22 protein-coding genes are annotated in these 24,608 nt (G+C 70.6%); 11 read left to right on the top strand and 11 right to left on the bottom strand.

The features are described 5' to 3' along the window. Positions 1-108: 108 nt before the first annotated feature. From ACE3TA_RS00640 to ACE3TA_RS00625, 4 genes are all read left to right on the top strand, one after another. Positions 109-1,551: an efflux transporter outer membrane subunit gene (locus ACE3TA_RS00640; protein ID WP_374569753.1), complete on the top strand. Its 1,443-nt coding sequence runs from the start codon at positions 109-111 to the stop codon at positions 1,549-1,551. Positions 1,552-1,580: 29 nt separating this feature from the next. Next, complete coding sequence (locus ACE3TA_RS00635; protein ID WP_374569752.1) at positions 1,581-2,723, top strand: HlyD family efflux transporter periplasmic adaptor subunit; 1,143 nt, start codon at positions 1,581-1,583, stop codon at positions 2,721-2,723. 19 nt (positions 2,724-2,742) lie between these two features. Beyond that, positions 2,743-4,290 carry a DHA2 family efflux MFS transporter permease subunit gene (locus ACE3TA_RS00630; protein WP_374569751.1) on the top strand — a complete coding sequence of 516 codons (1,548 nt, stop codon included), beginning with the start codon at positions 2,743-2,745 and terminating at the stop codon, positions 4,288-4,290. A gap of 138 nt (positions 4,291-4,428) precedes the next feature. Beyond that, the gene (locus ACE3TA_RS00625; RefSeq protein ID WP_374569749.1) at positions 4,429-5,256 is read left to right on the top strand and encodes a flagellin; all 828 of its coding nucleotides are present in this window, start codon (positions 4,429-4,431) and stop codon (positions 5,254-5,256) included. Here ACE3TA_RS00625 and ACE3TA_RS00620 read toward each other — a convergent pair. The 5 genes from ACE3TA_RS00620 to folE form a co-directional block, all read right to left on the bottom strand. Continuing rightward, positions 5,253-6,044, bottom strand: a complete 792-nt coding sequence (locus ACE3TA_RS00620) for an enoyl-CoA hydratase/isomerase family protein (RefSeq protein ID WP_374569748.1) — start codon at positions 6,042-6,044, stop codon at positions 5,253-5,255. The genes ACE3TA_RS00625 and ACE3TA_RS00620 overlap by 4 nt on opposite strands. 27 nt (positions 6,045-6,071) lie before the next feature. Next, on the bottom strand, positions 6,072-7,037 hold the full coding sequence (locus ACE3TA_RS00615) for an alpha/beta fold hydrolase (protein WP_374569747.1): 966 nt from the start codon (positions 7,035-7,037) through the stop codon (positions 6,072-6,074). Between the two features lie 261 nt (positions 7,038-7,298). After that, positions 7,299-8,477, bottom strand: a complete 1,179-nt coding sequence (locus tag ACE3TA_RS00610) for a pyridoxal phosphate-dependent aminotransferase (RefSeq protein ID WP_374569746.1) — start codon at positions 8,475-8,477, stop codon at positions 7,299-7,301. Between the two features lie 140 nt (positions 8,478-8,617). After that, positions 8,618-9,061 carry an OsmC family protein gene (locus tag ACE3TA_RS00605; RefSeq protein WP_374569745.1) on the bottom strand — a complete coding sequence of 148 codons (444 nt, stop codon included), beginning with the start codon at positions 9,059-9,061 and terminating at the stop codon, positions 8,618-8,620. Positions 9,062-9,101: 40 nt separating this feature from the next. Further along, a complete protein-coding gene (gene folE / locus ACE3TA_RS00600) occupies positions 9,102-9,674 on the bottom strand; it encodes a GTP cyclohydrolase I FolE (RefSeq protein WP_374569744.1) in 573 nt (190 codons plus the stop codon). Positions 9,675-9,845: 171 nt separating this feature from the next. On the opposite strand from folE, the gene ACE3TA_RS00595 reads away from it, so the two are divergent. Continuing rightward, entirely contained in the window at positions 9,846-10,331 is a 486-nt protein-coding gene (locus ACE3TA_RS00595; RefSeq protein WP_374569743.1) for a Spy/CpxP family protein refolding chaperone, read from the top strand. 102 nt (positions 10,332-10,433) lie between these two features. After that, complete coding sequence (locus ACE3TA_RS00590; RefSeq protein ID WP_374569742.1) at positions 10,434-11,048, top strand: hypothetical protein; 615 nt, start codon at positions 10,434-10,436, stop codon at positions 11,046-11,048. Between the two features lie 155 nt (positions 11,049-11,203). On the opposite strand, the gene ACE3TA_RS00585 is transcribed toward ACE3TA_RS00590, so the two are convergent. The 3 genes from ACE3TA_RS00585 to ACE3TA_RS00575 all read right to left on the bottom strand — a co-directional run bounded on the left by ACE3TA_RS00585 (position 11,204) and on the right by ACE3TA_RS00575 (position 16,238). Further along, the gene (locus tag ACE3TA_RS00585) at positions 11,204-13,555 is read right to left on the bottom strand and encodes a TonB-dependent receptor (protein WP_374569741.1); all 2,352 of its coding nucleotides are present in this window, start codon (positions 13,553-13,555) and stop codon (positions 11,204-11,206) included. Positions 13,556-13,872: 317 nt separating this feature from the next. Further along, on the bottom strand, positions 13,873-14,256 hold the full coding sequence (locus tag ACE3TA_RS00580; protein ID WP_374569740.1) for a MerR family transcriptional regulator: 384 nt from the start codon (positions 14,254-14,256) through the stop codon (positions 13,873-13,875). Beyond that, entirely contained in the window at positions 14,256-16,238 is a 1,983-nt protein-coding gene (locus tag ACE3TA_RS00575) for an acetyl-CoA carboxylase biotin carboxylase subunit (RefSeq protein ID WP_374571086.1), read from the bottom strand. Before ACE3TA_RS00575 ends, ACE3TA_RS00580 begins: the two co-directional genes overlap by 1 nt. A gap of 211 nt (positions 16,239-16,449) precedes the next feature. Here ACE3TA_RS00575 and ACE3TA_RS00570 point away from each other — a divergent pair, with 211 nt between their 5' ends. The 3 genes from ACE3TA_RS00570 to ACE3TA_RS00560 all read left to right on the top strand — a co-directional run bounded on the left by ACE3TA_RS00570 (position 16,450) and on the right by ACE3TA_RS00560 (position 20,371). After that, complete coding sequence (locus ACE3TA_RS00570; protein ID WP_374569739.1) at positions 16,450-17,871, top strand: short-chain fatty acyl-CoA regulator family protein; 1,422 nt, start codon at positions 16,450-16,452, stop codon at positions 17,869-17,871. Between the two features lie 80 nt (positions 17,872-17,951). Then, on the top strand, positions 17,952-19,238 hold the full coding sequence (locus tag ACE3TA_RS00565) for an O-acetylhomoserine aminocarboxypropyltransferase (RefSeq protein ID WP_374569738.1): 1,287 nt from the start codon (positions 17,952-17,954) through the stop codon (positions 19,236-19,238). A gap of 65 nt (positions 19,239-19,303) precedes the next feature. Next, entirely contained in the window at positions 19,304-20,371 is a 1,068-nt protein-coding gene (locus ACE3TA_RS00560; protein WP_374569737.1) for a formylglycine-generating enzyme family protein, read from the top strand. On the opposite strand, the gene ACE3TA_RS00555 is transcribed toward ACE3TA_RS00560, so the two are convergent. Beyond that, on the bottom strand, positions 20,368-21,207 hold the full coding sequence (locus tag ACE3TA_RS00555; RefSeq protein ID WP_374569736.1) for a hypothetical protein: 840 nt from the start codon (positions 21,205-21,207) through the stop codon (positions 20,368-20,370). The genes ACE3TA_RS00560 and ACE3TA_RS00555 overlap by 4 nt on opposite strands. A 69-nt stretch (positions 21,208-21,276) precedes the next feature. After that, a complete protein-coding gene (locus tag ACE3TA_RS00550) occupies positions 21,277-21,993 on the bottom strand; it encodes an AAA family ATPase (RefSeq protein ID WP_374569735.1) in 717 nt (238 codons plus the stop codon). Between the two features lie 142 nt (positions 21,994-22,135). Here ACE3TA_RS00550 and ACE3TA_RS00545 point away from each other — a divergent pair, with 142 nt between their 5' ends. Continuing rightward, a complete protein-coding gene (locus ACE3TA_RS00545) occupies positions 22,136-23,620 on the top strand; it encodes a deoxyribodipyrimidine photo-lyase (RefSeq protein WP_374569734.1) in 1,485 nt (494 codons plus the stop codon). 62 nt (positions 23,621-23,682) lie between these two features. Further along, positions 23,683-23,910, top strand: a complete 228-nt coding sequence (locus ACE3TA_RS00540) for a hypothetical protein (RefSeq protein WP_374569733.1) — start codon at positions 23,683-23,685, stop codon at positions 23,908-23,910. Between the two features lie 32 nt (positions 23,911-23,942). On the opposite strand, the gene ACE3TA_RS00535 is transcribed toward ACE3TA_RS00540, so the two are convergent. After that, positions 23,943-24,425, bottom strand: a complete 483-nt coding sequence (locus tag ACE3TA_RS00535) for a hypothetical protein (protein ID WP_374569732.1) — start codon at positions 24,423-24,425, stop codon at positions 23,943-23,945. Positions 24,426-24,608 lie beyond the last annotated feature (183 nt).

Here is a 24,608-nt window from a genome sequence, read left to right as displayed (position 1 = left end):
ACAATTTGAACCGTACAGTACGGTTTTGTCTTGACGCAAGGCTCTCCATACGTCAAGGGCAATCAAACCGTACGGTACGGTTCAACTTTTTGTCGTCGAGTCTTGTCGATGGTCGCTAACCTCCCCTATCTCCTCCCCAGTTGGCGTCGCGCCGCAGCTCTCTCTGCGGTCGCGGCGCTCCTTTCCGGCTGCGCCGCCGTCCCCAAGCTCGAGCCGTCGGCGACCCTGCCCGCGCCTGAGAGCCTGGCGGCGGCCAAGAGCTTCGCCGCGCCCCAGGCCGACTGGCCCGCCGACGACTGGTGGCGCGCCTACGGCGATCCCCAGCTCGACAAGCTGGTCGACGAAGCCCTGGCCGATTCCCCGGACCTGGCTTCCGCCGAGGCGCGGGTGCGCAAGGCCGACGCCCTGGCCGGCCAGGCCCGCGCGGCCCTGGCGCCGACGCTGGAGCTCAACGGCCAGCTCCAGTCGGTCAAGCAGAGCTACAACAACGGCTTCCCCGCCGCCTTCGTGCCCAAGGGCTACAAGGACTCGACCCGCGGCACGATCGACCTCGGCTACGAGTTCGACTTCTTCGGCAAGAACAGCGCCGCGCTGAAGGCCTCGCTCGGCGAAGCCGACGCCGCCCGCGCCGATCGGGCCGCCGCGCGGTTGACGTTGTCCACCTCGGTGGCCGCCGCCTACGCCGATCTCGCCCAGCTCTTCGCCGACCGCGACGCCGCCGTCGACGCCCAGCGCATCCGCGAGGACAGCGCCAAGCTGATGTCCGAGCGCGCCGTCAGCGGCCTGGAGAACCAGGGCGCCGTGGCCCGGGCCGAGTCCGGCGCGGCCAGCGCCCGGGCCGAGGTCGCCGCGGTCGACGAGTCCATCGCCATCACCCGCAACCGCATCGCCGCCCTGGTGGGCGCCGGTCCCGACCGGGGCCTGGCGGTCGAGCGCCCCTCGATCCAGTCGCTGAGGGCCTTCGGCCTGCCGGCGGACGCCCGCGCCAGCCTGCTCGGCCGGCGGCCGGACGTCACCGCCGCGCGCCTGCGCGCCGAGGCCGCGGCCCAGCGGATCAAGGTGGCCAAGGCCGACTTCTACCCGGACATCCGCCTGTCGGCCTACCTGGGCCGCCAGTCCCTGGGCATGGACCTGTTCACCAAGGGCGGCTCGGTGGTCGGCGGCGTCGGCCCGGCGCTGAACCTGCCGATCTTCGAGGGCGGCCGCCTGCGCGCCGCCTATCGCGGCGCAGGCGCCGACTACGACGCGGCGGTGGCCGCCTATCAGGGGACCATCGTCCAGGCCCTGCAGGACGTCGCCGACGTGGCGGCGAGCTCGCGGGCCCTGGAGACCCGCCTGTCCGAGAGCCGCTCGGCCCTGGACGGCAGCCAGCAGGCCTATGACGTGGCGCTCGCCCGCTACAAGGCCGGCCTGGCCACCTACCTCGACGTCCTCACCGCCGAGGACGCCCTCATCTCCAGTCGGCGCGCGGTCGCAGACCTGCAAACCCGCGCGTTCTCCCTCGACGTGGCGCTCACCCGCGCCCTGGGCGGCGGCTTCGCCGCAGCCTGACTCAATGTTTGTTTCCAAGGACATCTCTCATGTTCGACACTGAAGACGCTCCGGCCGCCCAAGAAGCCCAGCACCCGGCCCCGGCCGCCGCGCAGGCCGCCGCGCCGCCCGCCGCCAAGCCGCGCCGCGGCTCCTCCCGCAAGCGCCTGTTCCTGATGCTCGGCGGCGCCATCGTCGTCGGCGCCGTCGGCTACGGCGCCTGGTGGTTCCTGGCCGGTTCGCGCCACGTGACCACCGACAACGCCTATGTCGAAGCCAGCACGGCCCAGATCACCCCGCTGGTCGCCGCGCCCATCCTGCAGGTGCCGGTGATCGACACCCAGCGGGTCAAGGCCGGCGACGTCCTGGTGGTGCTCGACGATTCCGACGCCAAGCTCGCCCTGGCCCAGGCCGAAGCCCAGCTCGCCCAGGCCGAAAGCCGCGTGAAGGGCTACTACGCCAACGACGACGCCCTGCGCGCCCAGACCGCGGCCCGCGCCGCCCAGGTCGCCAGCGCCCGGAGCGACCTGGCCAAGGCCCAGGCCGAGTACGACCGCCGCAAGGGCCTGGCCCAGAGCGGCGCCGTCTCCGGCGAGGAACTGACCACCGCCGAGACCGGCCTGCGGGCCGCCCAGGCCGCGCTCATCGCCGCCGAGGCCCAGGTCAAGGCCGCCGAGGGCTCGCGCGACGTCAACGCCGCGCTGATCGCCGGCCAGAACGGCGTCGCCGCCAACCCCGAGGTCGCCCAGGCCCGCGCCCGCGTGGACCAGGCCAAGCTCGACCTGGAACGCACGGTGATCCGCGCGCCCATCGACGGGGTGATCGCCAACAACAACGCCCAGGTCGGCCAGCGCGTGCAGGTCGGCTCGCCGCTGATGGCCGTCGTGCCCCTGGAGCTGGCCTACGTGAACGCCAACTTCAAGGAAGTGCAGCTTCGCAAGGTCCGCGCCGGCCAGCCGGTCGAGCTGGAAAGCGACGTCTACGGCAAGTCGGTGAAGTACCACGGCAAGGTGGTCGGCCTGGCCGGCGGCACCGGCGCGGCCTTCTCGCTGATCCCGGCGCAGAACGCCACCGGCAACTGGATCAAGGTGGTCCAGCGCGTGCCCGTGCGCATCGCCCTGGACCCGGCCGAGCTGAAGGCCCACCCGCTGCGCGTGGGCATGAGCATGGTCGCCACGGTCGATATCGGCTGAGCCTGAAGGACGCCTCCCCATGTCCTCTGCAACCCTGAGCGGGCCAGCCAGCCCGCCGCGCTACCTGTCCGGCGGCGCGTTGTGGGGCGCGGCCGTGTTGCTGGCCGCGTCCAACTTCCTGGCGATCCTCGACATGACGATCGCCAACGTCTCGGTGCCGAACATCTCCGGCGGCCTGGGCGCCTCGTCCAGCCAGGGCACCTGGGTCATCACCTCCTATGCGGTGGCCGAGGCGATCACCGTGCCGCTGACCGGCTGGCTGGCCGGCCGGTTCGGCACGGTGCGCACCTTCGTGGCGGCGATCATCGGCTTCGCCGTCTTCTCGGCCCTGTGCGGCCTGGCGCCCAGCCTCGGCGTGCTGGTGCTGTTCCGGGTGCTGCAGGGCATCTGCGGCGGCCCGCTCATGCCGCTGTCGCAGACCCTGATGATGACCATCTTCCCGCCGGACAAGCGGCCGGCGGCCATGGGCCTTTGGGGCGTCACCACCCTGGTCGCGCCCGTCGCCGGGCCGTTCATGGGCGGGGCGCTCTGCGACAACTTCGGCTGGCCGTCTATCTTCTACGTCAACGTGCCGATCGCCATCCTGTGCGCCCCGCTCGTCTGGCGCGTGCTGAAGGACTACGAGACGCCCCTGCGCAAGGCCAAGGTCGACACCGTGGGCCTGGGCCTGCTGGTTCTGTGGGTCGGCGCGCTGCAGCTCATGCTGGACCTGGGCAAGGAACGCGACTGGTTCGAGAACAGCACGATCGTCGCCCTGGGCCTGGTCGCCCTGGTCGGCTTCGCCGCCTTCATGATCTGGGAGCTCACCGACAGCGAGCCGATCGTCGACCTGAAGGTGTTCAAACACTCCGGCTTCGCCACGGCCACGGTGGTGCTGTCGTTAGTCTACGGCTCGTTCTTCGCCACCAACGTGCTCACGCCGCTGTGGCTGCAGACCAACATGGGCTACACGGCCACCTGGGCCGGCTGCGTGACGGGCCTGTTCGGCGTGCTGGCGATCGTCAGCGCCCCGATCTCCTCCCAGCTCGCCTCGCGCGGCGATCCCCGACGGCTGATCTTCCTGGGCGTCGGCTGGCTGGCGGTGATCACCTTCATGCGCGGCTTCGCCACCAACGAGATGACCTATTGGCAGATCTCCCGCTGGCTGCTGCTGGCCGGCGCGGGCATGCCGATGTTCTTCATGCCGATCAACCTGGTGGCCTTGGGCAGCGTCGCCCCGCAGGAGACCGCCGCGGCGGCCGGCCTGTTCAACTTCATCCGCACGGTGTCCGGGGCCTTCGCCACCTCGCTGGTGACCACCCTGTGGGAGAACGGCTCCACGCGCTCGCACGCCGATCTCGCCGGCATGATGCGCGGAACCCAGGACACGCTCGACACGCTCACCGGGGCGGGCTTCAGCTCGCACCAGGCCGTGGCCGACGTGAGTCAGATGGTGCAGAGCCAGGCGGTGACCATCTCCACCAACAACATCTTCCTGGGCTGCGCGGCGATCTTCGGCATCGCGGCGATCGGCATCTGGCTGACGCCCAGACCGCGCATGGACGTCGACACCTCGGCGGCGCACTAAGGCCGGCGGCCGGGCCTCGCGCCCGGCCGATCGTCCGCGCGTGAACAAGACGTTAAGACTGCCAAGTCAATGTGGTTGCAGGACAAAACGTCCGGTGGCCGCACCGTTGCGGCCGCTCGTGAAACGGGCCTTGGCGAGATGTCGCTCAACAGCGTCAACACCAACGTCGGCGCGAGGGTGGCGCTGCAGGCGCTGAACGCCACCAACGCCGAGCTGGCCAAGGTCCAGAACCGCATCAGCACCGGCCTGAAGGTCGCCTCGGCCAAGGACAACCCGGCCGTCTGGGCCATCGCCCAGAACGCGCGGGCCCAGTCCAAGAGCCTGGATTCGGTGAAGGCGTCGCTGCAGCGCGGCCAGTCGATCGTCGAGGTGGCCATGTCCGCCGGCCAGTCGATCTCCGACCTGCTGGTCCAGATGCGCGAGAAGGCCGTGGCCGCCAGCGAGCAGGGCCTGTCCGCCGCCTCGCGCAAGGCGCTCTACGACGACTACGCCGGCCTGATGAAGGAGATCGGCACGATCGCGGCCAACGCCCAGTTCGACGGCGTCAACCTGATCGGCCCCGGAAGCCAGGGCGCCGTCCACGCCATCGCCAACGCCGACGCCTCCTCCACCATCGACGTGACGCACATCGACCTGTCGCTCACCGGCTCGGTGCTGGCCGGCGCGATCCCGGTGGTGACCGGCAGCGTCACCCAGGTCGACCTGACCGCGCTCAACGCCACCATCGAGCGGGTGTCCTCGGTGCTCTCCTCGTTCGGCGTCGGCGGCAAGGCGCTCGACACCCACCTGGAATTCGTCGGCAAGCTGCAGGATGCGATCGACGCCGGGGTGGGCAATCTGGTGGACGCCGACGTGGCCAAGGAAGCCGCGCGGCTTCAGGCCCTGCAGGTCAAGCAGCAGCTGGCGATCCAGGCGCTGACCATCGCCAACAACACCCCCTCCATCCTGCTCGGTCTGTTCCGCTAGCGCGCGTAGACCGGCTTGCGCTTCTCCAGGAACGCCCGCACCCCCTCGGCAAAGTCGCCGTCCTGGGCGCAGAGGATCTGGTTGCGGTCCTCCATGGCGATCGCCGCCTCCAGCCCCTGGGCGTCGATGGCGTGGTTCAGGCACTCCTTGGTCAGCCGAAGGCCGAGCGGCGTGGCGTGCAGCATGTCCTCGGCGAAGGCTTCGGCCTCGCCCTTCACCTGCTCGGGCTCCACCACCCGGCTCACCAGCCCCAGCTCGTAGGCCCGCTCGGCGCTGATGAAGCGTCCGGTCAGCATGTATTCGGCGGCCACCGAGCTGCCGACCATCCTGGGCAGGAAATAGCTCACCCCGATGTCGCAGGCCGACAGGCCGATGCGGATGAAGGCCGCGTTCATCCGCGTGCGCGGCGTGGCGATCCGCACGTCCGAGGCCAGCGCCAGGGCGAAGCCGCCGCCGGAGGCCGCCCCGTCCACGCAGGCGATGATCGGCTGGGGACAGCGGCGCATGGCGATGACGATCTCGCTGATCTCCCGCTGGCCGGTCAGCCCGCCGCCCACCGAACGGTCGGCGTTGGCGCCGCGGTGCTCCTTCAGGTCCAGGCCCGCGCAGAACGCCGCGCCCGCGCCGCAGAGCACCACCACCCGCACGTCGCGCCGCCAGTAGAGCCCGACGAAGAAGTCGCGCAGCTCGTCCACCAGCTTGCGGTTCAGGGCGTTCAGCCGCTCGGGCCGGTTCATCGTGGCCCAGATGACCTCGCCCTCGTGCTTCAGCTCAAGGTGTTCGTACATGATGGTCCTCTCGCGAATGGGGGCGGCTCAGAGCGATTTCAGCCAGGGGATCAGGAGCTTCGTCACCTCGTCCGGCCGCTCCTGCTGGGTCCAGTGGCCGCAGCCTTCCAGCACCTCGGCCACCTGCAGGTTCGGCACGAACCGGCGCATGACCTCGATGGGGTCCGGCCCGCCCAGCATGTTGAACGCCAGGTCACGCGTGCCCGAGACGAAGAAGGCCGGCTGCTCGATCTTCCTGTCCTTGAAGGCCGACAGGAACGCGAAGTCCCGCTCGTGGTTGCGATAGCGGTTGATCGGCCCGCGCAGGCCCGAGCTCTTGAACTCGCCGACGTAGTAGTCGAGGTCCGCTGGCGTCAGCCACGCCGGGAACGGGTCGGGATCGACCAGGCCCTTCAGCAGCGGATCGGACGCGGTCTTGTTGCTGGGCCAGCTTCCGGCCGGCGCGTCGCCACTGATCGCGTAGTAGAACTTGCGCAGGAAGCTGCGGATGTCGGCCTCGCCTTCCGCCTCGGCCACCCCCTCCTTCTGGAAATAGGCCTGGTAGAAGAAACGGTTCTTCTTGGTGAAGAGCTCGTCGAAGATCGCCGAGAACGGCCGCGAGCCCACGCCCATATAAGGCACCGACAGCGCCGCCACCGCGCGGAACCGTTCCGGCCGGGTCAGCGCCGAGTTCCAGACGATCGGCGCGCCCCAGTCGTGGCCCAGGATGATCGCCGGCTCGCCGGGCGACAGCGCGTCGGCCACGCCGGCCACGTCGGCGATCATGTGCTCCATGGCGTAGGCTTCGACCGGCCGGGGCTTGTCCGAGCCGCCATAGCCACGCACGTCGATGGCGCAGGCGGTGAAGCCGGCGTCGGCCACCGGCCCCATCTGGTGGCGCCAGGAGAACCAAGACTCCGGAAAGCCGTGCACCATGATCACCAGCGGCCCGTCCCCCTCCACGGCCGCCCGCAGGCGCACCTCGCCCGTGTCGATGATCCGGAATTCGCGCATGCCTGGCCTCCCTTTGCCGGGATGGTCGGCCAGCGCCCCGGCGCGCGCAAGTTACCGGGGCGTGAGCGGCCTCAACCAGCCTTCCACGGGCCAGACCCCGAAGATGCTCCCCCTCTGGGGGAGCTGTCGCGAAGCGACTGAGGGGGACTGCGATTCAACGCCTAGGCTCGGCTGGCGAGCGCGAGGGGAGCCAAAGTCCCCCTCAGTCAGCCTGCGGCTGACAGCTCCCCCAGAGGGAGAGCATCTTCGGCTGGCGCTAGCCTACGCCCCCTTCAGGCCCAGCTTGATCACCGCAGCGTTGAAGGCCTGCATGTCGTCCATCGAGCCCACGGTGATCCGCGAGCGGTTCGGCCAGATCGGCCAGGAGCGGCCGATGGCCACGCCCTCGCCGGCGAAGGCCTTCTGCACGTCCTTGGCGGGCCTGCCCCAGTCGACCATGAACATGTTCGCGTTGCTGGCGATGTAGGGCAGCTTCTGCGCGTCCAGCACCTTGAAGGCCTCGGCGCGGGCCGCCTGCATCTCCGCCCGGCGCGCCTTGATCAGCTCGGCCTGGGTCAGGCTCGTGGTCGCCGCCACCAGCGAGGGGTTCGGCAGGGCGTAGCTCGCCATCATCCCGTCGTAGCGCATCAGCTTGGCGCCGAACGCCGGCTTGGTGATCGTCAGCCCCATGCGCATGCCGGCCATGCCGAACAGCTTGGAGAAGGTGCGCAGCACCACCACGTCCTTGTCCTGGGCCGCCAGATAGGCCGCGTTCGGCGCGTCGGAGAAGTGGATGTAGGCCTCGTCGATCAGCACCACCGAGCCCTCGGGCTTGTTGGCCACCAGCCACTCGATGTCGGCCAGCGGCGTGATGGTGCCGGTCGGGTTGTTCGGCGAGCAGACGTAATAGACCCCGGCGTTCGGGTCGGCCGCCAGCATCGCCTTGACGTCGTGGGCGTAGCTCGCCGTCAGCGGAACCTTGGTCGTCTTCACCTTCAGCCAGGAGGCCACGCTGCCGGCCAGCTCGAAGGTCGGGTCGGCGATCACCAGGCCCCGCGTCGGCGAGCAGAAGGTCACGATCACCCGCGCCAGGGGATCGCTCGAGCCTGGCCAGGGCATCACGTGGCTGGTCGGCACCTTCTCCACCTCGGCGACCGCCTTCAGGAAGGCGTCGCGCTGCGGGCCGGTGTAGCGGTTGCCGACGATCACCTCGTCGGCGGCGGTCTTCACCGCCGGGGCGAACGGGCCCACCCAGCACTCGTTGGCGTCGATGCGCACCTTGGAGGCCTCGGCCTGGGCCCGCGCGGCGGCCGGCCGCACCGTGGCCGCCAGGCCCGAGCTCACGGCCAGCAGGCCCGCGATCCGCGCCAGGCTGCGCCGCGACCAACCGCGATCCAGGAGGTCGGCCTCGGCGTCCTGCGACAGGCGCGCGTCGGTGGGGGCTATGTCTTCCAGGCTCATGGCGTTTCTCCCGCAGCTTCGCCCGGAAGGCTATGCCCGCGGGCGCGCCGATGTAAGCGCCGAGCTGGCTCCGCCCCCGCCGGCGCCCGTCGTCTGCGGCCGATGCGCCCCCTGCGCGGGCGCCCGCGCCCAAGCCGCGGTCAGGAGGTGACGCCGCCCACGCCCTCGCCCGCCTCAGCCAGGTGGGAGCGGATGATCGCGCCCTTGCCCAGGCTGCGGCTCACCGGGCAGCGCTCGGCGATGTCGAGCAGGCGCGCCCGCTCCTCGTCCGACAGGTCGCCGTGAAGGCGGATCTCGCGGGTGAACACGTCCTGCGGCGCGCCCTCGCTCAGCCGCTCGGCGTGGGCGGTCACCACCTCCACGTGATCCAGCGGCCAGCCCTTGCGGGTGGCGTACATGCGGATGGTCATGGAGGTGCAGGCGCCCAGCCCCGCCAGCACGAACTCGAACGGGTCGAGCCCCTGCCCCAACCCGCCCAGCTCGACCGGCTCGTCGGCCTGCACCACGTTGGCGCCCACGTGCACGGTCTGGCCGAACGGGCCCTTGCGGTTCTCGGAGACGGTGGCGATGCGTTGATGGCTCATCTGGTCGGGTCCTTCCCGGAAACCTGTCCCTTGGGCAAACCTAGCTGCGGCGCACCAGCGCCAGGAACTCCTCGCGCGTGCGCGGATCGTCGCGGATCACGCCCAACAGGCGGCTGGTGGTCAGGGTCGAACCGGGCGTGTTGACCCCGCGCAGCGTCATGCAGCTATGCTCGGCCTCGATCACCACGCCCACGCCCAGCGGATCGAGGATGTCCTGGATCGCCTGGGCGATCTCGGCGGTCAGCTTCTCCTGGATCTGCAGGCGCCGGGCGAAACCATGCACCACCCGCGCCAGCTTGGAGATGCCCACCACCCGGTCCCTGGGCAGATAGGCCACGTGCGCCTTGCCGACCACCGGCAGCATGTGGTGCTCGCAGAAGCTCACCACCCGGATGTCGGACAGCACCACCAGCTCGTCGTAGCCGGCCACCTCCTCGAAGGTGCGGCTCAGATAGTCGCGCGGGTCCTCGCCGTAGCCCTTGAACAGCTCGCGATACGAGCGCGCCACGCGGCCGGGCGTGTCCATCAGCCCCTCGCGCGCCGGGTCGTCGCCAGCCCACTCGATCAGCACGCGCACGGCCGCCTCGGCTTCGGCTTGGGTGGGTTTGGCCATTCTTACGCTCCTACGGCTACGCCGCTTTCTATACGCTTCGACCGCGTCTGCGGACCCCTTAAGCGCCTTGATCTTGGCCGACAGTTTCGCAAGACGGCCGCAAGACGCGGTCCAATTTCCGTCCGGCGCCGCGCCTAGAAGCTCCAGGGCGGGGGCGCTTGGGACACGACCATGACCATGCCCGTCAAGCTTCGCACGCCGCTGCTGGCCCTCGCCGCCGTGGCCGGCGCAACCGCCCTTTGCACGCCCGCCTCGGCCCAGGACGCCGCGCTCCTGGCGCGCCCCTACGCGGTGACCGCCGACCAGGCCCAGCGCATCATCGCCGAGCGCGTGCTGCAGGCCAGCCTAACCGCGAGCCTGCAGGAGCTGCACGCCGACCTCCAGCTCAACGACCGCCAGGAGCGACGCTGGCGCGACTTCGTGGCGACCGCCTTCACCGCCCCCTCCGACTCGGCGTTCCTGTCGCTGGCGGCCGACGCCGGGCCGCTCGCGCGGGCGGACGCCAAGATGCGGTTCTACCGCCAGACCTACGAGAACCAGCGCCGCGCCGTCGCCGCCATGAAGGCGCTCTACGGCTCGCTGTCGGACGACCAGCGCGCGCGCCTGAACGACGGCCTCGACAGCCTGTCCACCACGGTGGTCGTGCCCGCCGGCTGAAACGGCCCGCACATCTCCGCGGCGACATGCCGATGTTACAAACCGGCCATCAGCGAGCCGCGTTCGCGGCGGATGATGGCCCCCGATGAAACCGGACCTGCGATGCGCCTGATCCTTACGTCCCGCACCCTGGCGCTGTCGGCGCTGGCCCTGGCGCTGGCCGCGCCCGCCGCCCGGGCGTCCGATCCCGCCGACGCCATACAGACCGCCGGCGCCACGAACGACGACACCATGGCCCAGATCCAGCAGTGGATCGCCGCCTCCAAGCCGGTCGACCTGTCCGGCGAGGCCGGGGCCGACGGCGTGGTCTCCGCCGAGAGCCCGCGCAAGGTCCACGGCGAGGCGGGCGTCTCCGTCGGCACGGGCGGCTATTCCAGCGTCTACGCCGCCGGCCTCTTCCCGGTGGGCAAGACCGGAACCCTGGGCCTGGCGGTCAGCGAGACGCGCATGGGCTCGGCCGGGCGCTACCGCGGTCCCGGCTTCGGTTCTGGCACCTACAAGTCCATGGCGCTCAGCCTGGCGCTGGGCGATGCGTCCACCGACGCTTCCGCCTGCGGGCCCTACGGCTATTCGGCCTATCGCGACGGCTACGATCCGACGGCGTTCGGCCCCGGCCGCGGCTGGGGCGACCCGGCCGCCGGCGCGCTGGCGCGCACCGCCTGCCGCGAAGCCTTGAAGGACGCCGTCGACCCGCGGGGGGATGATCTGCGGGACTGAAGCCGGCGGTCCGGCGAACCCATTGAGGGCGCGTCCACTCTCCAGCCCAGGACGCTTTCCTCGATCATCCGCGACGATCCTTCCCCCGTCGCGATGTGTTGAAGGGGCGACGCGTGAACGTCGCCCCTCCTTTTTTCAGCCCGAACTGGTGAGGCTTAGTACTTGACGCGCAGCGTCAGCCCATAGGTCCGCGGCGGGGCCGGGAAGGCCGCGATGCTGCCCGACTGATAGGTCGCGTCGTAGGCCACTTGGTAGTAGCGCTCGTCGGTCAGGTTCTGACCCCAGAGCTCCAGCGCCCAGCGCTCGTCCTGCGGCCCGATCGCGATCCGGCCGTTGTAGATGGTCAGGGCGTCCTGCACCTTCAGCGGATTGAGGTCCGATCCGGCGTTGTAGCTGGAGGTGTACTTGGCCGACAGGCTGACCCGGCCCATCAGCGAGTCGGTCAGGTCATGCTCGTAGGAGGCCGCCACCGAGCCGGACCACAGCGGCGCGAAGGACAGGCGCGTGCCCGGCAGGCGCGAACTGGTTCCCAGCACGCTGACGCTGTCCTTGCTGTACTGGGTTTCGGCGTAGGTCACGCCGCCCTGCACCGACAGGCCCTTGATCGGCAGGAAGACGAAGTCGGCGTCCACCCCGCGCGACACCACCTCGGGGATCGAGGTCACGGTGAAGGCCAGGCCGTTGTAGGCGTTGAGCTGGAAGTCGGTGAACGACTGGTAGAACACCGTGCCGTTCAGCAGCAGGCGGCGGTCGAACAGGGTCGACTTCACGCCCACTTCGTAGGAGTCGGCGTACTCCGGCGCGAAGCTGGTGTCGGTGATCGGCTGCAGCGAGGTGGCGCTGGTGGCCGAGTACGAATAGGCCAGCCGGTCCAGGTTGAAGCCGCCGGCCTTGTAGCCGCGCGCGTAGGACAGATAGGTCATCACCTGCGGATTGAAGCGGTAGGCCGCCTTGATCGTGCCGGTGAACGCCTGCTCGCTGTCGCTCTGGTGGGTGTTCAGGTTGGTGAACGCCGGGTTCTGGTAGGTCTGGCAGGCCGCCGAGATCACCGCCCCGGGCGCGGCGGGGTTGGCCGCGATCGCCGCGCAGGCCGCGCCGCCGTCGGTGTTGTCGTAGTGCGCGTCCAGGCCCTTGGTGTTCCAGGTGTAGCGCAGACCCACCGTCAGCTCGAGCTTGGACGTGATCTTGTACGACTCGTTGGTGAACAGCGCGAAGCTCTGCTCCTGTTGGTCATACTGGTCGTGCTGGCCGTAGCCCGTGCGGTAGAGCGTTCCAGAGGGCGCGCCGGCCAGATAGGCCAGGTAGGCGGAGCTGGCGCCGCTGGTGATCAGCCTGGACAGATAGGTCTCGAAATCCGAGCCGTAGACCGTGCCCACGCGCGAGGTCAGGTCCTGGTGGCTGAAGAAGGCGCCGACCAGCCAGTTGAGCTTGTCGGTGTCGCCGGCCAAGCGCACTTCCTGGCTGAAGTCCTTGAACTGGGCGCCCTGCCAGCCGATGTCCGACCAGATGATGTCGGCGTTGGAGACGTCGGAATCGGCGCCGCTCTTGGTGACGTACTTCCGAAGCGCGGTGATCGAGGTCAGCTTGGCCGGCCCCAGATCCCAGTTCACCTCGGCCGAGACGCCGCCGTCGGTGATCCGCTTGCGCGTGTCGCGGTTGTAGTAGGCGGTGTAGTCGTCGAACTTCGGCGGATTGGCCAGCGCGCCCGGGAACACCGTCGAGAGCAGGTTCGTCGCCGCCCCGTTCACCACCTGCAGCGCCGCGCAGCAGCGCTCGTCCTTCTGCGTGTAGTCGGCGCTGAACGACACATCCAGGTCGGTCGTCGGCGTCCACAGCAGTTGCCCGCGCGTGGTGTAGTAGTTCTGGTCGTAGTCGGTGTCGAAGGTGCGCGGGCCCTTGCCGGTCACCACGTCGACGTAGCCGTCGCGCTTGCGCCGAGCCACGAAGAAGCGGCCGGCGAGTTGGTCTTCGATGATCGGCCCGGTCACCGAGGCCGACAGGCCGTAGCCGTTCAGGTTGGAGACCGTCGCCTCGCCGCGCGCGCCGAAGGTGAAGTCGGGCTTCTTGGTGACGATGTTGATCACGCCGGCGGTGGCGTTCTTGCCGAACAGGGTGCCTTGCGGCCCCTTCAGCACCTCGATGCGCTCCATTTCGCCGAGGTCGCCGAAGCCCACGCCGTTGCGCGGCCGGTAGACGCCGTCGATCACCACGCCCACCGACGATTCCAGGCCCAGGTTGTCGCCCACCGTGCCCACGCCGCGGATCCGCGCGGTGGTCGAGGTGGTGCTGGCCGTGGAGGTCACGGTGAGGCCGGGCGTCAGAACCGTCAGGTCCTTGATGTCGTGCACGCCGGCGTCCTGCAGCGCCTTGGCGCCGACCGCGGTCACCACGATCGGCACGTCCTGCAGGCTCTGTTCGCGTTTCTGCGCAGTGACGACGATTTCGTCGACCGTGCGCGCCTCCTGGCCCTCCGCGGTTTGCGCTTGAGCAGCCGTGGCAAAAATCACGGCGCCGATTGCGACACCGCTGATCAAAATGGTCCTGGGCACTGAACTCCCCTCATTGTGCTTGGTCGTCGGCATGGCGCGACAACATGGGGAGAGCACCGCCAATATGCGGCGAAATCAGGGCTGAATATTTCGTAATACGATTTTTGTACTTCTGGTCAGCAATATAAATGCAGAATAGAAACAAATCATCGTTATGGCAAAAAGTTTTGTCAGGTATGCACGAAAAAAGCAACGCCCGCGTCACAGCCCGAAGACTGCGGCGCGGGCGCCTGGGAAAAATGCTTGATGCCGCGCCGCTCGGGGCGCGGCCGGGGTCAGGCCGCGGCCTTGGACCCGGGCTGGCCGAGCGCGGCCATCACCGCCTCGACCTCGCTCTTCTCCTGCTCGATGGCGGCGAGCCGGGTGGAGAGCTTTTCCATGGCGCGGGCGATGGGATCGACCGAGCCGTCGCCGCTGTCCTGCAGGGCGAGGATCTCCTCGATGTCGTCCAGGGCCAGGCCCGCGCGGCGGAACTGGGCGATCACCTGCAGGCGCGAGCGCGCCCGCCGGTCGTAGCGGCGCCGGTTCAGCCGGTCGCGGCGGGCCTCGACCAGGCCCCGCTCCTCGTAGAAGCGGATGGCGCGGGCCGACAGGCCGAAGAGCTGGCCGAGCTCGGTGATGGTGGCCAATCCAGAGGTCGTTTCATTCAGAGCTAGCATCACACGAACTCCATGAGGACGTCGTCTGCGGCGACGGAGTCGCCGGGTTTGGGGCCGACGGACTTGATGACCCCGTCGCGTTCGGCGCGAATGATGTTCTGCATCTTCATGGCCTCGATCACGGCCACGGGCTCGCCGGCCTTGACCTCCTGGCCCGGCGCGGCGTCGAGCGAGACCACCAGCCCCGGCATCGGCGAGAGCACCAGCTTGGCGGAGGCTCCGGCGGTCTTGGGCGGCAGCTTGGCGTGCAGTTCGGCCGAGCGCGCCGAAAGCACCAGCACCTTCAGCGTCGCCGCCCGGTGGCGGATCGTGAAGCCCTCGGCCGCCGGCCTGACCTGGCAGGTGAAGGCCGCCCCGTCCAGCTTGGCCGAGAACGTCGGCAGGCCCGGCCGCCAGACGATGTCCGTCAGCACGCAGGCGCGCCCCTCCTCCACCATCGTCACCTGGAAGGCGTCGCCGCCGTTCGACAGGCGCACGTGGCGATGCTCCTGCCCCAGGATCACGGTCCACTCGTCGCGCACCTGCTCGGGGCAGGCCCGCTCGGTTTGGATGCGGTGCATGGCGCAGGCCGTCGCCGCGAACAGGTCGCGCTGGGCGTCCGACGGCGGCAGGCCGTGGAAGCCCTCGGGGAATTCGTCCTTGATGTAGTTGGTCGACAGCTTGCCCGACTGGAAGCGCGGCTGGTCCATCACCGCGGCCAGGAACGGGATGTTCTGGCCCAGCCCCTCGATGTGGAACTCCTCCAGCGCCCGGCCCATGGCCTGCACCGCCTCGGCGCGGCTGCGTCCCCAGGTGGACAGCTTGGAGATCATCGGGTCGTAGAACATCGAGATCTCGTCGCCCTCGCGCACGCCCGCGTCGTTGCGCACGACCGCGCCCAGGCCGTCATCGCCCTCCGGCGGGGGGCTGTAGCGCACCAGCCGGCCGATCGAGGGCAGGAAGCCGCGGTAGGGGTCCTCGGCGTAGATCCGGCTTTCCATGGCCCAGCCGTCGATCTTCAGGTCGTCCTGGCTGAACTCCAGCGGCAGGCCGGCCGCCGAGCGGATCATCTGCTCCACCAGGTCGATCCCGGTGATCAGCTCGGTCACCGGATGCTCCACCTGCAGGCGGGTGTTCATCTCCAGGAAGAAGAAGCTCTTGTCCTGGCCGGCGACGAACTCGACGGTGCCGGCGGAATCGTAGCCCACGGCCTTGGCCAGGGCGACGGCCTGGTCGCCCATGGCCTTGCGGGTGGCCGCGTCCAGCAGCGGGCTCGGCGCCTCCTCGATGACCTTCTGGTTGCGGCGCTGGATCGAGCATTCCCGCTCGAACAGGTGCACGACGTTACCGTGCTTGTCCCCCAGCACCTGGATCTCGATGTGGCGCGGGCTCTCGATGAACTTCTCGATGAAGATCCGGTCGTCGCCGAAGCTGGCCTTGGCCTCGGCCCGCACCGCCGGGAAGCCTTCCTCGACGTCCCTGCGGTTCCAGGCCACCCGGATGCCCTTGCCGCCGCCGCCGGCGGAGGCCTTGATCATCACCGGATAGCCGACTGCCTCGGCGACCTTCACCGCCTCGGCGGTGTCGCCGATCTCGCCCACGTGGCCGGGCACGGTGGAGACGCCCGCCTTGGCGGCGAACTTCTTGGACTCGATCTTGTCGCCCATCGCCTCGATGGCGACGGCGTTGGGCCCGACGAACACCAGGCCCTCGTCGGCCAGCCGCCGGGCGAAGCCGGCGTTCTCCGACAGGAAGCCGAAGCCGGGGTGCACCGCCGTGGCGCCGGTCTGGCGGCAGGCGTCGACGATCTTGTCGGCGATCAGGTAGCTCTCGGACGCCGGCGCGGGGCCGATGAACACCGTCTCGTCGGCCATCTCCACGGCCATGGAGTCGGCGTCGGCCTCCGAATAGACCACCACCGTGGCGATCCCCAGCCGGCGGCAGGTCTTGATGATCCGCACCGCGATCTCGCCGCGGTTGGCGATCAGAAGCTTATCGAACAGGGGTTTGCTCACGCCAGGTGACCGTCGCTATCCAGGTTGCGAATTGGGAAGCTGTGAAGTTCGGAAATCGCGTCGCAAAGCCGCAAGCCGCTTCCTCCCCGGAATTCGATTTGCCGGTGAATAAAGAGCTTGCCTCCCGCTTCGTCACATGAAACCGAGTTGAGTTGTGAAGCCTTCGCTTCACATGACGCTCCGTATGTGAAATTGCGAAATGCAACAGAAGCTCTTCATCGGCCCGAAGATCCGCCGCCTGCGTGAGGAGCGCGGCTGGAAGCTGGAGCCCTGCGCCCAGCGCCTGGGCCTGTCCACCAGCTACCTGTCGCAGATCGAGGCCAACCAGCGGCCGGTCACCGCCCGGGTGCTGATCGCGATGATGAAGGTGTTCGACGTGGACGCCGCCTCGCTGGACGCCGACGACGAGCAGCGGCTGATGGCCGACCTGCGCGAGGCCAGCGCCGACCCGCTGGACGAAGGCCCCCACCCGTCCCTGGCCGAGCTCAAGCAGGTGGCCACCCTCGCCCCCAACTTCGCGCGGCACTACCTCAACCTGCACCGGGCGCACCGGCGCATCGACGAGCGGCTGAAGACCACCGAGGAGGCCATCTCGCTGGACGAGACGGTCGCGGCCAGCGCGCTCCTGCCCTACGAGGAGGTGCGCGACTACTTCCACTATCGCAACAACTACGTCGACAGCCTGGACGTGGCCGCCGAGGCGCTCGCCGCCCGCTGCGGCCTGGGCCCGGACGCGCCGGTCGAGCAGGCGCTGGAGGCCTACCTGCGCGACACCCAGGGCGTCGCCATCCGGCGCGTCTCCGGCGGCGACCTGATGCGCCGCTACGATCCGGCCAGCCGCACCCTCACCCTCAACACCGTCCAGCCGGCCGAGACCCGCGCCTTCCAGACCGCCTGCCAGATCGTCGCGGCCGACCTCGGCGGCCTGATCGAGAAGGAGCTGGCCGAGGCCGGCCTGCGCAGCGCCTCGGCCGCCGAGATCTGCCGCATCAGCCTGACCAACTACGCCGCCGGCGCGCTGCTCCTGCCCTACGAGACCTTCCGCGCCGCCGCCGCCGACCTGCGCCACGACCTCGACCAGCTCGCCCTGCGCTTCCAGACCAGCTTCGAGCAGGTCTGCCATCGCCTCAGCACCTTGCAGCGGCCCGGCGCCCGCGGCGTGCCGTTCTACTTCGTGCGCGTGGACATGGCCGGCAACATCACCAAGCGCCACAGCGCCACCCGCTTCCAGTTCGCCCGCTTCGGCGGGACCTGCCCCCTGTGGAACATCCACGAGGCGTTCGGCCACGACGGGCGCACCCTGGTGCAGGTGGCCGAGATGCCCGACGGCGCGCGCTACCTGTGCCTGGCCCGCAGCGTGCTCAAGCGCTCCGGCGCCTATGACCAGCCGGACCGGCGCTACGCCCTGGGCCTCGGCTGCGAGATCCAGTACGCCGACGCCCTGGTCTATTCCCAGGGGGTGGACCTGGCCGGCCCAGCCGCCCGCATCGGCGTGAGCTGCCGCATCTGCGAGCGCGACGACTGCACCCAGCGCGCCTTCCCGCCGGTGGACCGCGGCTTCAGCGTGCCGCGCTTCGAGCGCTCCATCGTGCCCTTCTCGCTCACGCCGCCGGAAAGCTGAGGGGGAAGACAGCGGCCTTCGCGCACGCTATCTGGGCGCCCGAAACGGGGCCCCGGGAGCCCTGACGTGCGAGGAACCCCATGATCGAGAAGCCGAGCCTGCGCCCTGAAACCCTGGCCATCCACGCCGGGGCCGAGCCTGACCCCGTCACCAAGGCGCGCATCACCCCGATCTACCAGACCGCCTCCTACGTCTTCGACGACAGCGACCACGCCGCGGCCCTGTTCAACCTGGAGGCCGGCGGCAACATCTACACCCGCCTCGGCAACCCCACGACCGGGGTGCTGGAAGCCCGCGTGACGGCGCTGGAAGGCGGCGCGGCCGCCCTGGCCGTCGCCAGCGGCCACGCCGCCCAGTTCATCGCCTTCCACACGCTGATGGAGCCGGGCCGCAACATCGTCGCCTCGCGCAAGCTCTACGGCGGCTCGATCAACCAGCTCAGCCAGAGCTTCAAGAAGATGGGCTGGGGCGTCACCTTCGTCGACGGCGACGATGCTCACGCCTACGCCGACGCCATCGACGCCGACACCCGCGCGGTGTTCATCGAATCCATCGCCAATCCGGGCGGCGTGGTCAGCGACATCGCCGCCATCGCCAAGGTCGCCCACGCCGCGGGCGTGCCGCTGATCGTCGACAACACCCTGGCCACCCCCTACCTGGTGCGCCCGCTGGAGCACGGCGCCGACATCGTCGTCCACTCCATGACCAAGTTCCTGGGCGGCCACGGCAACTCGCTCGGCGGGATCATCGTCGACGGCGGAACCTTCGACTGGACCGCCGGCGGCAAGTACCCGTACCTGTCCGAGCCCAACCCCAGCTACCACGGCAAGGTGTTCACCGAGGCGTTCGGCCCGGTCGCCTTCATCCTCGCCTGCCGCGCGCTCGGCCTGCGCGACCTGGGCCCGGCGCTCTCGCCGTTCAACGCCTTCCTGATCCTCACCGGGATCGAAACCCTGCCGCTGCGCATGGAGCGTCACTGCCGCAACGCGCTCGACGTGGCCCGTTGGCTGAGCGCCCATCCCAAGGTGGCCTGGGTCTCCTACGCCGGCCTGCCCGGCGACCGCTATCACGCCCTGGCCCAGCGCTACGCGCCCCTCGGCGCCGGCGGGGTCTTCACCTTCGGCCTGAAGGGCGGCTATGCGGCGGGCGTCAAGCTGGTGGGCGCGGTCAAGCTCTTCTCCCACCTGGCCAACGTCGGCGACACGCGCAGCCTGATCATCCACCCCTCCTCCACCACCCACCGCCAGCTCGAGGAGGCCGCCCAGACGGCCGCCGGCGCCGGGCCCGACGTGGTGCGCCTGTCCGTGGGCCTGGAGCACGTGGACGACATCATCGCCGACCTCGACCAGGCGCTCGCCCAGGTCTGAACCTAGAGCGCAGGCGCGCGCGGGGTTTCCGCCGCCCGGAAATTGTGCACTATGCGTGCCAATTGATGGGTTTCTGGCGGCTCCTGCCCGTGCGCACCTTGCTTCTCGTCCTCGGCGGCGCGCTCGCCCTGGCCGGCTGCGGCCCGGCCGGCAAGCCGCGCGCCGTCGAGACGGCGAACGCCGCGCCGCCCTGCCCGGCCCAGCCCAGGGGCGAGGTCGCCCTGCCGGGCGGAAGCTTCCTGCTCGGCGCGGCCGGCGTCCGGCCCGAGGAGGGCCCGCCCCACCGCGTCACGGTGGGCCCCTTCTCCATCGACCGCACCGAGGTCACCAACGGCGAGTTCGCCGCCTTCGTGAAGGCCACCGGCTACGTCACCCTGGCCGAGCGCCAGCCCGACCCGAAGGATTATCCCGGCGTCGATCCCAAGCTCCTGCATCCCTCGGCGATCGTCTTCGTCGGCGCCGACGTCGACCCCGACCACAACGACCCCAGCCGCTGGTGGCGCATCGTCGACGGGGCGAACTGGCGCCATCCCTTGGGCCCGAAGACCTCTATCGCCGGCAAGGACCGCGAGCCCGTCGTCCAGATCGCCTACCAGGACGCCCTGGCCTACGCCCGCTGGCGCGGCCGCGACCTGCCCACCGAGGCGGAGTGGGAGTACGCCGCCCGCGGCGGGCTGAAGGACGCCAAATATTCCTGGGGGAACCGGGCCGCCGATCCCGCCCATCCGCAGGCCAACTACTGGCAGGGCGTCTTCCCGGCCGTGGACACCGGCGCCGACGGCTACAAGATCCGCCCCGCCCCGGTCGGCTGCTTCCCGCCCAACGGCTACGGCCTCTACGACATGGCCGGCAACGTCTGGGAGTGGACCAGCGACTGGTACAGGCCCGGCCACGATGACGAGACGGCGGATGATCCGCTGGGCCCGGACGTCTCCCAGGCGTTCGATCCGGCCGAACCGCGCTCGGCCCTGCCCAAGCACGTGATCAAGGGCGGCTCGTTCCTCTGCGCCGACGACTTCTGCTTCCGCTATCGCCCGGCCGCGCGCCAGCCCGGCCCGCCGGACACCGGCGCCTCGCATCTGGGCTTTCGCACCATCAAGCGCGGCGCTCCGCCCGCCGCGACGGTCGGCTAGGCCGCCGAGCGCCCGGGAACGCCGGCCTCCAGCTCGGCGAGGAACACCGCTTCCAGCGCCTCGGCGTAGCGGTCCAGCAGCCGCTCGATCCGCGCCTTCACCCCGCGCCTGCGCGCCGCCAGGGCCAGGGTTCCGCCCAGCTCGCCGATCGGCTCGATCCGGGTCGGCCGCGCCTGGCCCTGCGGCGTCATGCAGAACTCCACCGAGGCGAAGTCGAGGCCATGGCCCCGCGCGGCCTGGGCGAGCGCCGGCGTCGCCTCCGGCGCGGCGTCGAAATAGGCCTGGTCGGCGGCCCGCGCCTCGCGGCGCAGCCGCCGCTTGCCGATGCGGCCGGCGAAGATGCTGGCGGAGGGCGTGAAGACCCCGCTGGCCGACAGCAGCAGCTCGCCGTTCATCACCTCGCCGTTCAGCACGAAGGCGCGCTTGCGATGGTGCAGCCGGGCGAACAGCGAGCCGGGCGGATGGCCCTCGCGCGAGTCGGGCCCGCCCCCGCCGAGCCGCCGCGTCGTGCGCGCGCCGCCGGGCCGGTTGAGCACGGGAATCCAGTGGGTGTCGGCCTTGAGGGCGATGCGCCGCGCGCCGGCCCAGGCGGCCGGATCGCGCGCCTCCAGCGCCGGCGGCAGCACGAAGAGCACCAGGCGCACGTCGGCCAGGTCCGCCTCGGCGGCGGCGTCCAGCACGACGGTCCGCTCGGCCAGCCAGGGCCGCGCGCGGCGCAGGCGCTTCAGCAGCGGCGCCAGCACGCCCGGCCGCGGCTCGGCGGTGACGATCGCCAGCCTGGCCCGTCCGGCGGCGGGCCGCGTGGCGCTGTCGCGCGGGAAACTGTGCTGGGCCATGATGCGGGACGTCCCGTGAAGGTCTCGTCCCGACAGGCAAGATTCATGCCCGCGGCCGGGCCGGCGGCCTCAGAGTCCGGCGGCCCTGGCCTCTTCGCCCCGGCTCGGGCTGCGGTCGTCGGCGTCGCCGTCCAGCAGGGCCAGCACGGCGTCCACATAGCCCTCGGCGTTGCGCCGCGCCGCCCCCGCGCCGTAGGTTCCGCAGGCCTCCAGCGCCGCCAGGTCGCCGCCCGCGGCGAACAGCGCGCGGAACGCCTCCTTCTCGACGATCGCCGTCGGCAGGATGGCGATCCCCTTCCCCTTCAGCAGCTCGACCACCTGGCGCAGCGACTTCGGCCGGATCGCCGCCGGCAGGCGGGTGAACAGGCACGCATGGATGATCGGCCGGCGCAGCTTGCGGCTCGCCTCGTGCACCATCTCGGCGGCCTTCAGCGCCTGCAGCGCCTCCAGCGTGGACGAGGCCAGCGGGGTGATCACCATGTCCGGCTTGGCGACGGCGAACGCCAGCCCGGCCCGCGCCGAGCCCTCGGTGTCCAGGATCACCCAGTCGGCCTTGCTCCGCGCCTCGCGCAGGGCGTCCGGCAGGTCCATCTCCATGGGCGCGGGGTGGACGGTCACGGTCTCCGGCCGGGCGGGCAGCGAGGCCCAGTGCACCAGCGGCCGGTTCGGGTCGGCGTCCACCATGGCCACCCGATGGCCCCGCTCGGCGAGGCCGAGCGCGAGCAGCAGCGCGGCGGTGGTCTTCCCCGCGCCTCCCTTCGGATTGACGAATGCGACGGTCGGCAAGCACACCCCCTTGGCGCGCAGGCGCCGGGCGGAGCCGGCGCGTCCAATCAAGGTTTCCGCGCTTTTAACTTCTCCTAAGGCGCGAATTTTCTTCGCTTGTCCAGCGCCTCGCCGCGCGGCGCGGGCGCCGACGGGCAAGGACGTGAACCAGGACCACGGCTATCGTGAGGCGATGTCTGGGCGCGATTCCTCCCCCGCGATCATGTGGTTCCGCCAGGACCTGCGGCTGGCCGACAATCCCGCGCTGCTCGCGTCCGCCGCCGGCGGACGCCCGGTCGTCTGTCTCTACGTGCTCGACGAGGCCGGCGAAGGCGATTGGCCGGCCGGCGGCGCGTCGCGCTGGTGGCTGCACATGAGCCTGGCCGCCCTGGCTGAAAGCCTGGAGCGCCTGGGCCAGCGGCTCGTCCTGCGCCGCGGCCCGGCCCTGGCGGCGCTGCGGGAGGTCGTCAGCGAGACCGGGGCCGGCGCCGTCGTCTGGAACCGCCGTTACGAACCGGCCGCCGCGACCCGCGACGCGCGGGTCAAGGCCGAGCTGAAGGCCGCCGGCGTCGCGGCCGAAAGCTTCAACGCCGCCCTCCTCTTCGAGCCCTGGACCATCCGGACCGGCGGCGGCGGGCCCTACAAGGTGTTCACCCCCTTCTGGCGCGCCTGCCTGGGCGCGCCTGCGCCGCCCGCCCCGCTCGCCCCGCCCGCGTCGATCGCCGCGCCCCCGGCCTGGCCGGCTGGCGAGGCCCTGGACGACTGGCGCCTGCTTCCCCGCGCCCCCGACTGGGCCGGCGGCCTGCGCCGGGCCTGGACGCCGGGCGAGGCGGGCGCCCAGGCCAGGCTGCAGCGCTTCCTCTCCGAGGGGCTGGAGGGCTACGCCGCCGCCCGCGACCGGCCGGACCTGCCCGCAACCTCGCGCCTGTCGCCGCACCTGCATTTCGGCGAGATCGGCCCCCGGCAGGTTTTCGCCGCGGTCCAGGCCCTGGGCGCAGGCTCGCCCGGCGCGGAGAAGTTCCTGCAGGAGCTCGGCTGGCGCGAGTTCTGCCACCACCTCCTCTTCCATTTCCCCGCCCTGCCCGCCGCCAACTTCCGCGCCGAGTTCGACGCCTTCCCCTGGGCCGACGATCCGGCCGGCCTCGACGCCTGGCGGCGCGGGCGCACCGGCTATCCGATCGTCGACGCCGGGATGGCCGAGCTCTGGACCACCGGCTGGATGCACAACCGCGTGCGGATGATCGCCGCCTCCTTCCTCATCAAGCACCTGCTGATCGACTGGCGTCAGGGCGAGGCCTGGTTCTGGGACACCCTGGTGGACGCCGACCTGGCGAACAACGCCGCCTCCTGGCAGTGGGTCGCCGGCGGCGGCGCGGACGCCGCGCCCTACTTCCGCATCTTCAATCCCGTCGCCCAGGGCGAGAAGTTCGATCCCAACGGGACCTATGTGCGCAGGTGGGTCCCGGAGCTCGCCCGCCTGCCCGCCGCCTGGCTCCACAAGCCGTGGGACGCGCCCGCCGCCGTCCTGGCCGGCGCCGGCGTCCGGCTGGGGACGGACTATCCGCGCCCGATCGTCGACCACGCCAAGGCCCGCAAGCGCGCGCTGGACGCCTTCGCCGCCATGAAGGACCGGCCCGGCGCGGCTTGACCGCACGGTGCGGCGAGCGCCAACTTCCCTGGTCGGGGGGCCGCAAGGTGGGAGGAGGCCCTATGAAACTGCCGCAGGATCAGCTTGAGCGCCTGGCGCTGCACAGCGCCTTCGGGCTGCATCAGATCGCCAAGTGGATGTCCGAGCGCACGGACGTCGATCCGGAGATCCGCGAGCGCCTGAGGATCCACATCGCCGCCATCGACGGGGTGCTGTCGCACAACGGCCACGACTGGATCACCGAGGAGATCGAGAAGACCGAGGCCGCCCTGCGCGCCGCCGCCGAATAGTCCGCCGCGACGGCCGCCCCCGACCCGGGCGGCTAGCGCGCCGCGCCGCCCGAGGCCTTGGCCGCTTCGGCCTCGTTGCGCGCCCGCCGGTCCGCCTCGCTCTGGGCGCTGGTGGTGGCCTCGGCCTTGACGTTCTTCATCTGCGCCTCTTCCAGCAGCCGCTGGTCGGCGTTGCGCGTGTGCAGCCCGTAGAGGAAGGCGCCGAAGCCGCCGGCCGCGGCCAGCACCAGCACGCCCGCGGCGATCGCGCCCATGGAGGTCCACGACTTGGCCTCAGGCCCCGTGGGCGCGGGCTTCAGATAGGCCGCCGCCAGGAAGATCGCGCCGGCCAGGAAGGTGGCGCAGCCGGCCTCGTGGATCATGCTTCGCTGCGCCACCAGGTCCGGGTCGGCCACGATGCTGGGCGCGATGCCCAGCAGGCGGTTGCCCTCGACGAAGTGCGAAACGTCCAGCGTGCCCGAGTAGACGACCTGCGCCAGGCCGAGCAGGGCCAGGATCCAGCCTGCGATGATCATCCGGCGAGTTTCCCGCGATCCAATTCTGACGGCGCAGTCTTAGCCGCCCTCGCCGCGTCATTCGACCCTCGCGCCGAGGATTTCCACATCGACGTCGCTTGGCGGGCTTACGCGCCGCCCGGCGGGTGCTACGAGTCCGACAAATGGCGCGCGGGCGGCCAATACCGCGCGAAACAGCAAAAG

Source organism: Phenylobacterium sp. (assembly GCF_041916435.1).
In the GTDB taxonomy this organism is placed as follows: Bacteria; Pseudomonadota; Alphaproteobacteria; order Caulobacterales; family Caulobacteraceae; genus Phenylobacterium.
This window is presented reverse-complemented; position numbering and strand designations above follow the sequence as displayed.